The sequence below is a fragment of the Schaalia sp. genome, assembly GCF_050312375.1.
Taxonomy (GTDB): domain Bacteria; phylum Actinomycetota; class Actinomycetes; order Actinomycetales; family Actinomycetaceae; genus Pauljensenia; species Pauljensenia hyovaginalis.
Genome location: NZ_JBNOYB010000010.1, coordinates 1 through 9,826 on the forward strand (window position 1 = coordinate 1; position 9,826 = coordinate 9,826).

Sequence of the window (9,826 nt, forward strand, 5' to 3'; positions counted from 1 at the left end):
GGCCGACGGGGGAAGGGCTACTTCGCGAGGATCCGGTCGCTCATCCTGACGCTCGGAGAGATCCACGGCTCGAAATCGACGAGGCGCGAATCGATGGAGAAGCGGTAGCGCGAGAGGCGTTCGACCCGCGCGCCCCGGCGCGCCGAGGCGCAGAGTTCGGCGACCCGTTCCCTTTCGGGGTCGGTGAGCCAGGCGTCCGGGTCGGAGCAGCCGACGACGCCGGTCGCCAGGGCGATATCTCGGGTGATCTGGCAGGCCTCCTCGCTGAGCAGGGAGCCGTGGGTCCGGCAGATCGCCACGTCCGGATCGATGTCGGTGAGGGAGGAGAGCCAGAAGCGGGCGAGTGAGTTGCGCAGGGCGTTGCGCACGCCCGGGCCGCTCGGGTCCTTCTTGCGCTCCGTGTTGTCCCAGTAGGGAGCGGTGTCGGGGCCGACCCGCATCCCGTCGACGATCCCGATGGAGGGGGCGATGACCGCTCCCGATGCCATGATGTAGCACTCGGGGGCCGACTCCCGCAGGGCGTGCAGGCCGGTCCTGTAGGCCTCCTCCCGTCCGAGGCTCCGATGCCGTGAACCGGGGATGGCGGCCGCGTTGAGGAAGTCGAGCTTGAGGTAGCCGTACCCCCACGAGGCGACGCGGGACACCGTGTCGCGCACCCAGTCGAGGGCCTCGGGGCGGGTGCAGTCGAGTGCGTAGTAGGGCGCCCCCCAGTTGTATCCGGCGATCGCGGGAGCTCCTGCCTCATCGGAGACGAAGTACTCGGGGTGGTCGAGGGCGATGGGCGATTCGGCTGAGGCGATGAAGGGGGCGATCCACAGGCCCGGGGTCATGCCCGCGGCGCGGATCCGCTCGGCGATCGCCCCCATCCCCTCGGGGAAGTCGTCGTTCGCCTCCCAATCGCCGATGCCCCGCTCCCATCCGTCGTCGATTTGGAGGACGGCGTAGCCGGAGCGCCGCGCGGGCCCGATCTCCGCGTCGATCGCCGAGGCGCTCACCTCTTCGAACCAGGAGTACCAGGAGGACCACACGGGACCCGGCTCCTCTCGGCGGGGGAGCAGGCGCCCCGCTTCGGAGAGGGAGCCTTCGAGGGCGCGCGTCCACGCTGCGAAGACCTCGTCCTCGGCGCCGACCCCGATCCACCAGCGCCCGGGGGCGGGATCCCCGGAGTCCAGGGGGCGCGCCTCGATCCTGCCGGGGAGGAGGTCGATGAGGCCGCTCGCCCCGCCGAGGGCGCCGACGAGGAGATAGAGGGGCTCCTCGCCGGCGGCGCTCGGCACGGCGATCGCGCCGAGGAGGTAGGAGCGGTGCCGCTCGGAGGTGTCGGTCGCGGCGTCCTCGGCGGTCGCCGTGCGCTCGGGATTGCCCCAGACCCGCCAGGGGTCCCGGTCGAGGCGCCACCACGCGGTCGGGGACCAGGAGGTCCAGCCGTGGCGGTAGATCTGGGCGTCGGGGGCCGCCGGGTGGGTGATGTTCAGGCGCGGGGCCTCGACGACGACCCCGGCTCCTCCGAGGGCGCGGGTGCCCGCGGGGGCGCCGATGAGTCGCCAAGCAGAATCCTCGCGGGTGACGAGGAGTTCGAGAGGAGTCGGGGTCGTCATCTCGGATCACTCGCTCAGCAGGGCGTTGACCTTGGCGGCCAGTTCGGCGAGGGCGCTCGCCGGGTCGGCTTCGCCCCGCTCGATCTTCTCGATGACGAGGTCGGCCTCGGTGTTGATCTCATCCGCCTTGAAGGTGATCGGGTAGTAGGAGAGGGCCTCCGGGTCCTTCGCGATGTCGAGGAAGGCGGAGACGTCGACTCCGGCGGCCTTGTGGGCTGCGGCCGCGGCCTCGGACTGGGCGGTGATCGAGGGGAAGACGACGGCTTCGGCGGCGATCACGGTCTGGCACTTCTCGGAGGTGAGGTACTTGACCCACTGCCAGGCCTCGTCCTGGTGCTTCGAGGCCGCGGTGATCGAGGGGGCGAGCCCGTTGATGATCGTCTTGCGGCCTTCGGGGCCCTTGGGCAGCGGGGCGAAGGCGAATTCCTGGGCCTCGGACTGGGACCAGGTGTTGATCCTCCAGGAGCCGTCGGGCACGAGGGCGGCCTTGTTCTGCTCCATCATCGGCTGGAGGCCGAGGTTGCCGGCCTTCTCGACGGGGGTGACGTATCCGGCGTCGATCTGCTTCTGCCACCAGGTGAGCGCCTCGGCGAGCTTCGGGTCGTCGAGGTTGTAGTGGGTGCCGAAGGGGTTCTTGTCGAGGTAGGTGAATCCGTTGGACAGGGCGAGCCACGACCAGGGGCCCTGGCCGACGACTCCGCCGCCGGTCTCGAGGCCCCATCCGTAGGTGGCGACCTTCGTCTTGTCGAAGCCGGGCTCGTCGCCCCTCACGCCGTTCTCGTCGATCGTCAGGCGGGCGACGAGCTTGCCGAAGGAGCCGCCGTCCTGCGGGTTCCAGTCGAGGTCGGCGAGGTCGGCGGCGCTCAGACCCGCGTCGGTGACGTCCTTGACGTTGTAGACGAGGGCGATGGTGTCCCAGTCCTGGGGGATGCCGAAGGTCTTGCCGTCGTAGTCCCACAGGGAGGCGAGGTCGCCGGTGTACTGGGACAGGTCGATCCCGTCCTTCTCGATCATCGGCTTGAGGTCGGTGAGGACGCCCTTGGAGGCGAGCTCGGGGTAGTGGGCGACGTGGTTGGTGATGACGTCGGGGGCGGTTCCGGAGTTGATGCCGACGGTGAGGTTCTTCCAGTAGTCGTCCCAGCCCTTCTGGTCGATGGTGACGTGGATGCCGCTCTCCTTCTCGAAGGCGTCGGCGCACTTCTGGTAGGCGGTCTGCTGGTTGGGGTCCCAGAGGGAGTAGGTGATCCCGGTGGAGGCGGCTGAGGACTCGGAGCCGTTCTCGGTGAGTTCGGCGGGGGTGCAGGCGGCGAGGGCTCCTGCCGTGAGCCCCGCTGCTGCGAGGAATGCGAGGTGGCGTCTCATTGTGTTCTCTCCTTCGAGAAGTGCGCGGTGTGCGCGGGATGGATTACTTGGCTGCGGTGAGGCTGATGGAGGACACGAGCTTGCGTCCGAGGACGATGAGGATGATGAACATCGGGATCGTCTGGAGGGTGGCCGCGGCCATGAGGCCGGTCCAGTCGGGGCGGGTGGAGGGGGAGCTCTGCTGGAAGGCGGCCAGGGCGACGTTGAGGAGGCGGACCGTGTGGTGCTGGCCGACGAGCTGGGGCCAGAGGTATTCGTTCCAGGCGAAGACGGCCTGGATGATCGCGACGGTCGTGATGGGGGCCGAGGTCATGGGCACGATGACTTTTCTGAAGGTCGTCCATGAGCCCGCCCCGTCGAGCATGGCCGCTTCTTCGACTTCCTTGGGGAGGCCGAGCATGAACTGGCGGAGGAAGAAGATCGCGAAGGGGCTGACGAGGACGTAGGGGGCGAGGAGGCCGGCGAAGCTGTTGAGGAGCCCGAGGTCCTTGATGAGGACGAAGTTGGGCAGGACGATGAAGATCGGCGGGATCATCATGCCGGTGAGGAGGATCCCGAAGACGAGGTCGCGTCCGGGGAAGCGCAGGCGCGCGAAGGCGTAGGCGGCCATCGTCGATGTGACGACCTGCCCGATGACGAGGATGCCGGTGAAGATGAAGGAGTTCCTCAGGTAGAGCCAGAAGTACATCTTCGCGCCGGTGCCTCCGGCGGCGATGTCCTCCTCGAGGGAGACCAGGCCGAGGACCCTGCGGAAGTTGACGTCGGTGAGGCGCTGGGGGATCGGCGAGTAGTCGCCGTTGAAGACGTCGGCGTTGGGGATGAGGGCCGTGCGGATCGCCCAGGCGAAGGGGATGAGCGTGATGGCGAGGAGGAGGGCCATGAGGGCCCATCCGATGATGCGTTCGATTCGACCGGTGGAATTCATGGCGTCACCCGAGATCCGATTGCTCTGCGCGGGAGAAGCGCAGTTGGACAAGTGTCATGAGGAGGATGATGAGGAGGAGGACGACGGACATGGCGGCGGCGTAGCCCATCTGCCCCTGTTCGAAGGCCTTCTGATAGATGTAGAAGTAGATGACCCTGGTGGAGCCGATCGGCCCGCCCTTGGTGGCGACCGCGACGGTGTCGAAGATCTGGAAGGATCCGATCATCGAGACGATGACGACCATGACGAGGATCGGCCGGGTCAGGGGCAGGGTGATCCGGAAGAAGGTGCGGGCGGCCGAGGCCCCGTCGAGGGCTGCGGCTTCGTAGACCATCTGGGGGATGGTCTGCATTCCGGCGAAGATCAGCAGTGCGGTGTAGCCCATGTTCCGCCAGGAGTTGACGAGGGCGACGGTGAGGATCGCGATGTCGGGGTCGCCGTAGAAGGCGATGGGCTCGGTCCCGAGGAGTTCGAGCCCGTGATTGAGGAGCCCGACGTTGGGGTCGAGGATGAAGAGCGTGATGACGGCGATGGTGACGTTCGGGACCAGCCAGGGGACGAGGAGGAGGGAGCGGATCAGGGTGGAGTGGCTGATCCGCTGCATGAGGACGGCGATGGCGAGTCCGGCGGCCGTCTGGGTGGTGATGTTGACGATCACGTAGACGGCGGTGATCGCTAGACTGTGGCCGAAGTTCTCGTCGGCGAGGAGTTTCGCGTAGTTGCCGAATCCGACGAATTCGGGCGCCGTGATGAGGTCCCAGTCGGTGAGCGAGATCTGCAGCCCTTTGACCATCGGCACGAGGTAGAAGACGAGGAAGCCGATGAGGGCGGGTGCCAGGAAGAGATAGGCGGTGATCGTCGTGCGGCGCGCGCGAGAGGAGGCCCCGGGTGTGCGGGGCGCGGAGGTCGACGGTGCTGTCGAGTGGTTCATCATTGAATCCTCATTCGCTGTGAAATCTCTTCGAATATAACGTAAGTTTCTTAATTAAGTCAAGCCCAGGAGGAGGGGAGCATGAGAGCACCGCGACGGATCCAGCGCAGGGCCAACATGTCCGCAGCCCTGAAGAGCTGCATCGACGGTCCCCGCACACTCGCCGATATCGCCGCCGCAACGGGCGTGACGCGCGTCGCCGCCGAAGCCGTCGTCTCCGACCTCGTCGAACTCGGATGGCTCGAGGAAGTCGCCGTCACCCCGGCCGCCCCGAGGCTCGGAAGGCCGGCCGCCCACATCGGCCTCCACTCCGCCCTCGGCCAGGTCCTCTCCATCGACATCGGCGCCCACCACGCCACCGCCATGACCGCCGACCTCTCCGGCGCGATCCTCGCCGCCGAGAGGATCGAACTCGCCGAGGACCTGATCGCCAGGGACCGCCTCGACGCCTCCATCGGCCTCGGCCGCAGGGTCCTCGCGAGGAACCCGGGCCTGCCCGTGTGGACCTGCACCCTCGCCTCCCCCGGCGTCGTCCACGAGGGCGTCGTCGCCTACTTCGGCGGAGAGGGCATGCCCGGATGGAAGGGCGTCCGCCTCGACGAAGAAGTCGGCGCCGCCCTCGGCACCCGCGTGCGCAGCGCCGGGGACTGCGCCCTCGGCGCGCGAGGGGAATCCTGGAGGGGCGCCGCCGCGGCCTTCGACGACGTCGTCTACATCCTCGCGGGCAGGCGCACCGGCGCGGCCTCGGTCATCAACCACCGCGTCCACGAGGGCCTTTTCGGAGCGGCCGGCCTCATCGGCGAACTCCCCCAGCTCCGCTGGCGCGAACTCGAAGAAGAGGTCTTCGCCGACGCCCTCTACGAGGGGGCGAGCCCCACGAGGGAGGACCTCATCCGCGCCGCCCGCCGATCGGATTCACGCGCCCTGCGCGCCCTCGACGAATACGCCGAAGTCCTCGCCCTGGGGGCCGCCGCGATGATCCTCGCCCTCGCCCCCCAGTGCCTCGTCGTCGGCGGACAGTACTCGGCCGACACCGACCTCTTCCTCCCGCGCCTGACCGAAGCGCTCGATCGGCTCTGCCCCTTCGCGCCCGAAGTCGTCGTGTCGACCCTCGGAGCGGACGCCGTCGTCCAGGGCGGGATCCGCCTCGCCCTCGACGACATCCTCGACCGGCTCGACGCGATCGTCCAGGGCGCAGACTTCTTCCCGGCTGCCACGCCCGAGAGCCTCTGGGCCGAGGACCGGCGCTGAACCGGATGGAGCCCGGGGCCTGACCCCCGGACGAAGAACCCCGCCGGAACACGACGACTCCCCGGAAGAAGGACGGTCCGCGCCGTCCGACTTCCGGGGAGCGCCCCGCCGAGGGGCCGGGACCCGCCGGCTCAGGCCGAGGCGGAGAACCCCGCCTTCTCAGGGGTCGTGCCCAGGCGCCCGGCGATGAGCCGCTTGTCCTCGTCCGAGGCGAGATCGCAGATCCATCCGATGGACTCGGGCGTATCCGCATAGACCTCTTGGACGAAGGGGTTGCGGCGAAGCGTCGCGATCCTGTGGATGTGCCGGGCGAAGACGAAGACGTTGATCGCCAGGGCCGCCGCCGACACGAGGAACAGGGCGTAGGGGTTGTGCGCGCTGCGGTGCGCGAACATGGAGTCCTGCATGAAATGCGGGAAGGTGAGGACCACCGTGCACCAGAAGGTCAGCGTGTAGGCCCGGTACTGGATCCACGCCCCGCGCCCGAACTTCATGAAGGCCGGGATCGTGCACGAGGCGAGGAGCGCCACGCCCGAGTACCAGGCCCGATCAGCCAGGCAGTTGTACACGTAGGCGAAGTTCCACACGTCGTAGGCGACGATCCACCAGATCGTCAGATCGGTCCATACCAGCGCCCGTTCCTTGCCCTTCGACACGAAGATGCCGATCCAGCCGGAGATCGCCAGCAGATTGAGGATGCCCGCGATGCCGTTCATGATGTTCCAGGGCCCGCCCCAGGTGACCATGCCCTGCGAGGGATCGACGCCGTGGATGAAGTAGCACTGGAAATCGCGCACCACGGCCTCGGCGATGTTGAGCGCGAGGATCGCGGGAGGGATCAGCAGATACCACCTGTTGTGCCGCAGTCTCGGGAAGACCTGGAGCGCGACGAGGCACAGGGAGCCCGCGAGGGCGGAGTACTGCTTGACGATCGGGAACCACCCGGCTGAAGCCGTGCCCGCGGTCGACGTCGGCCACCAGAAGATCGTGAGGGTGACGGGGATGACGATGAACACGGCGAGGACGGCCCACATGTTGCGCTGAGCGAGCCAGGCGGTGAAGGCGAGAGCCGCGACGACGACGGCGAGCATCGCGTAGTCCCACCATTCGCCGACTTCGAAGAAGAAGAGCGTCGGATACTCCGGAGGGATGATTCCGCCCGTCATCGCTGCTCCTTGCCCCAATCGGGGAGGTAGCTCCGCTCCATCTTCTGGCGGATCTGCTCATCCCAGGAGAACTCGGGCTCGCTCCAGCCCTCGAAGTAGTCGGCATCGACATCGTGCTCCCAGGGCGTGCCGGGGCCCGTCGGCGGCCACGAGGGATCCTCGGTCACCGGGGGGCGGATCTCGGCGACGGCGGGTGCCGAGCGGCCGTAGCGGAACCACTGGGTGTAGGTGTCCTCGAAGAGCGGCGTGCCGTCGTAGCGGCCCGCGGGAGTCGAGGAGCCGAAGAAACGGCCGCCGAGCATGCCCCTCATGAAACGGCCCGTGAAGTGCTGCTTCTTGCGGAACTCCAGGACGCGCTTGACGTAGAGGTTCTGCAGGTGCGTCATGCAGCCGCCGATGAACTCGATGTTCACCCAGTTGAGCGCGGTCATCGCGGCGGAGCCCGGCTCGTAGCCGATCCGCCAGTGGTTGATGAGGCGCGTGCGCCCGCCCTCGAGCGGCACCACGTAGAAGCACCAGGCCGCGGCGAAGTGCGTCATGCCGGGGAAGCGGAAGGCGTAGGAGCCCGGGGCCTTCGGCGGGTTCTTCGTGTCGACCCACTGGACCATGTACTTGCCGGGGACGATATCGGCCCATTCCATCGACATGCCGTGGAAGTCGAAGGCGGCGATGTCGCCCGGCATCATCGAGTCGGGCTGCTGGAACTCCTCCTGGATCTCGTAGGAGTTGAAGAAGGGGAGGCGGGCGAAGGTCCGTTCGAGGAACTCCGAGGAGAAGGATCCGGACTTCTCGGCCCCGATCTGCTTGAAGAGCCTCCACACCGCGTAGGCCGGGGCGTCGATCGTGATGGCGTAGGTCGAGGAGTAGCCGTTGTCGTAGTTCGCGTCGATGAGGTCATCACCCGGGTAGCGCCATGCCTGCTCCTCGGGCGTCGCCTTGCCGGACAGCTGGCTGAAGGCGTACATGCCTCCGAGGAGGCCCAGGCCTCCCAGGGCGACGAGCTTGCCGAGCCTGTTGCTGCGAGCGGATGAAGAAGTCATCGTCGATCCTCCTTGTGGGGTCGTCGTGTATGCGTCGCGGCGCATCGGCCTCGTCTTCGGGGCCCTCATGCGATCCATTTCCGCGGACTTTTTTCCGAATCGCCACTTTTCCGTGGTTGACCCACTACCATAATCGGTCATATTGAGCCTCGAGGCGGTTTCAAGGAGGAAACCAGTGGATTCTTTGTTCCTGTGGGAACTCGGTTCGCCGAAAGTCTATCTTTTGTGGATTGTCGTGCTGCTCGCGCAGATTCTCGTCGCCGAGATCAATCGGCGCTGGAATTGGACGATCTTCGCGGTCTGGACCATCGGGGGCATTGCGCTCATGCCCTACGCCTGGATCCACGGAACGCCGATGGTCGGGTGGTTCCCCTTCGGCAAGTACGCGATCATGATCCTCACCGCGACGATGACCGGGATCGTCCTCGTCTATGCGAAGCGCAATCCGGTCAAGGCCCACAAGTACGCGATCTGGCTGGGCGTCGCGCTGTGGATCGGGCTCGCCGTGAACATCATGGAGGCGAACGTCCGCGACCTCACGATCTGGTGGAACGCGGACGCCTACTACGCCTGCGGCGCCGATTGGCAGTGCCTGAAGGGCGTGAACGACTCCCACACGATCGACATGATCGCGGGGCTGCCCGAGGCGCGGGGCGTCAGCGCCGAGCTCCATTCGCAGGCCTGGTACGAGGCGGTTGCGGCGAACCTGAAGGAGCGCCACGTCGGCATCGATCCGGCCACCGGGTTCCGCACGATCGGCGGCTACTGGAATCTGCTCTCCGCGGCCGCGGGCCTGCTCAACATCATCACGATCACCGGCCTCGGCAAGATCATCGCGACCTCGCCCGGCAAGCAGAAGGTTCGCGGTCTCATCTGGGTCGACATGGTGTGGCCCTGGGTGATCGCCTACGACCTGTGGAACCACGCCTTCCTCTACAACTCCCTGGCCGACTACACGTGGTACTGCACGCTCGCGCTGCTGCTGGCCTGCACGATTCCGGCCTTCACGTGGGCGAAGGGGCAGTGGATCTGGTTCCGGTGCTTCACCCTGGTCTTCTGGATCTCGATGAACACGCTGCTTCCGGAGCTTCTCGTGCCCCCCTCGGATATTTTCAATTTTGCAACAATGGATCCGAGGGCGAATATCGCCTGCGCGGCGGTCGCGCTCATCGCGAATGTGGCGCTCTTCGTCTATTGGCTGTACAAGATCATCGCATTCAAGCGGAACCCGATTACCGGCGTTCTTTATCCGGAACTTTCGGAATTTAGGACCATCGTCCTGGATCATTGCGATGATCGGGATAAGTACTTCATCGTCGACCGAACTCCCGAGACTCCGGAGGAATTGGGATTCCAGCCCGAATCGCCCGTGCCCCCGGCCGAGGGATACGCCTCCTGGATGCCGTGGTGGAAGGGCGAGGATCGGCGCTATCCCAAGCCCCGTTCCCCCATGCGCCGCCGCTGAAGCCGCCCGTTGCGACGCGGAGCCCCGGTGCGCCGGATGCTTCGCGAAGGCCTCGCCCTCCGCCCTCGTCCGAATCGACGAGGGACGA

Annotated in this window: 8 protein-coding genes; 2 read left to right on the forward strand and 6 right to left on the reverse strand. The window is 66.9% G+C overall.

Annotated features, from left to right (window positions below; all coding sequences use genetic code 11):
* Nucleotides 1-17: 17 nt before the first annotated feature.
* From ACQY7V_RS00690 to ACQY7V_RS00705, 4 genes are read right to left on the reverse strand one after another with little or no spacing between them, the layout of a single operon-like run.
* Nucleotides 18-1,598, reverse strand: a complete 1,581-nt coding sequence (locus ACQY7V_RS00690; RefSeq protein ID WP_428638447.1) for a glycoside hydrolase family 36 protein — start codon at nt 1,596-1,598, stop codon at nt 18-20.
* A gap of 6 nt (nt 1,599-1,604) precedes the next feature.
* Complete coding sequence (locus ACQY7V_RS00695; protein ID WP_277298550.1) at nt 1,605-2,960, reverse strand: ABC transporter substrate-binding protein; 1,356 nt, start codon at nt 2,958-2,960, stop codon at nt 1,605-1,607.
* Nucleotides 2,961-3,003: 43 nt separating this feature from the next.
* Complete coding sequence (locus ACQY7V_RS00700; RefSeq protein ID WP_184451457.1) at nt 3,004-3,885, reverse strand: carbohydrate ABC transporter permease; 882 nt, start codon at nt 3,883-3,885, stop codon at nt 3,004-3,006.
* A 4-nt stretch (nt 3,886-3,889) separates the two neighbouring features.
* Complete coding sequence (locus ACQY7V_RS00705) at nt 3,890-4,819, reverse strand: carbohydrate ABC transporter permease (RefSeq protein WP_221437793.1); 930 nt, start codon at nt 4,817-4,819, stop codon at nt 3,890-3,892.
* A 78-nt stretch (nt 4,820-4,897) separates the two neighbouring features.
* On the opposite strand from ACQY7V_RS00705, the gene ACQY7V_RS00710 reads away from it, so the two are divergent.
* Nucleotides 4,898-6,067 (forward strand): ROK family protein, encoded by a 1,170-nt coding sequence (locus ACQY7V_RS00710; RefSeq protein ID WP_428638451.1) that lies wholly within the window; start codon nt 4,898-4,900, stop codon nt 6,065-6,067.
* A 131-nt stretch (nt 6,068-6,198) separates the two neighbouring features.
* Here ACQY7V_RS00710 and ACQY7V_RS00715 read toward each other — a convergent pair whose 3' ends face one another.
* Complete coding sequence (locus tag ACQY7V_RS00715) at nt 6,199-7,233, reverse strand: DUF5692 family protein (RefSeq protein ID WP_428638452.1); 1,035 nt, start codon at nt 7,231-7,233, stop codon at nt 6,199-6,201.
* Complete coding sequence (locus ACQY7V_RS00720; protein ID WP_407822410.1) at nt 7,230-8,198, reverse strand: hypothetical protein; 969 nt, start codon at nt 8,196-8,198, stop codon at nt 7,230-7,232. Before ACQY7V_RS00720 ends, ACQY7V_RS00715 begins: the two co-directional genes overlap by 4 nt.
* A 250-nt stretch (nt 8,199-8,448) precedes the next feature.
* Between ACQY7V_RS00720 and ACQY7V_RS00725 the strand changes: the two genes are divergently transcribed.
* Nucleotides 8,449-9,738: a DUF5692 family protein gene (locus ACQY7V_RS00725; RefSeq protein WP_428638454.1), complete on the forward strand. Its 1,290-nt coding sequence runs from the start codon at nt 8,449-8,451 to the stop codon at nt 9,736-9,738.
* Nucleotides 9,739-9,826: the final 88 nt, after the last annotated feature.

Excerpts from the sequence above, each read along its gene's own strand:
- ACQY7V_RS00690 (WP_428638447.1), bottom strand. The coding sequence starts at position 1,598 with ATGACGACCCCGACTCCTCTCGAACTCCTCGTCACCCGCGAGGATTCT.
- ACQY7V_RS00695 (WP_277298550.1), bottom strand. The coding sequence starts at position 2,960 with ATGAGACGCCACCTCGCATTCCTCGCAGCAGCGGGGCTCACGGCAGGA.
- ACQY7V_RS00700 (WP_184451457.1), bottom strand. The coding sequence starts at position 3,885 with ATGAATTCCACCGGTCGAATCGAACGCATCATCGGATGGGCCCTCATG.
- ACQY7V_RS00705 (WP_221437793.1), bottom strand. The coding sequence starts at position 4,819 with ATGATGAACCACTCGACAGCACCGTCGACCTCCGCGCCCCGCACACCC.
- ACQY7V_RS00710 (WP_428638451.1), top strand. The coding sequence starts at position 4,898 with ATGAGAGCACCGCGACGGATCCAGCGCAGGGCCAACATGTCCGCAGCC.
- ACQY7V_RS00715 (WP_428638452.1), bottom strand. The coding sequence starts at position 7,233 with ATGACGGGCGGAATCATCCCTCCGGAGTATCCGACGCTCTTCTTCTTC.
- ACQY7V_RS00720 (WP_407822410.1), bottom strand. The coding sequence starts at position 8,198 with ATGTACGCCTTCAGCCAGCTGTCCGGCAAGGCGACGCCCGAGGAGCAG.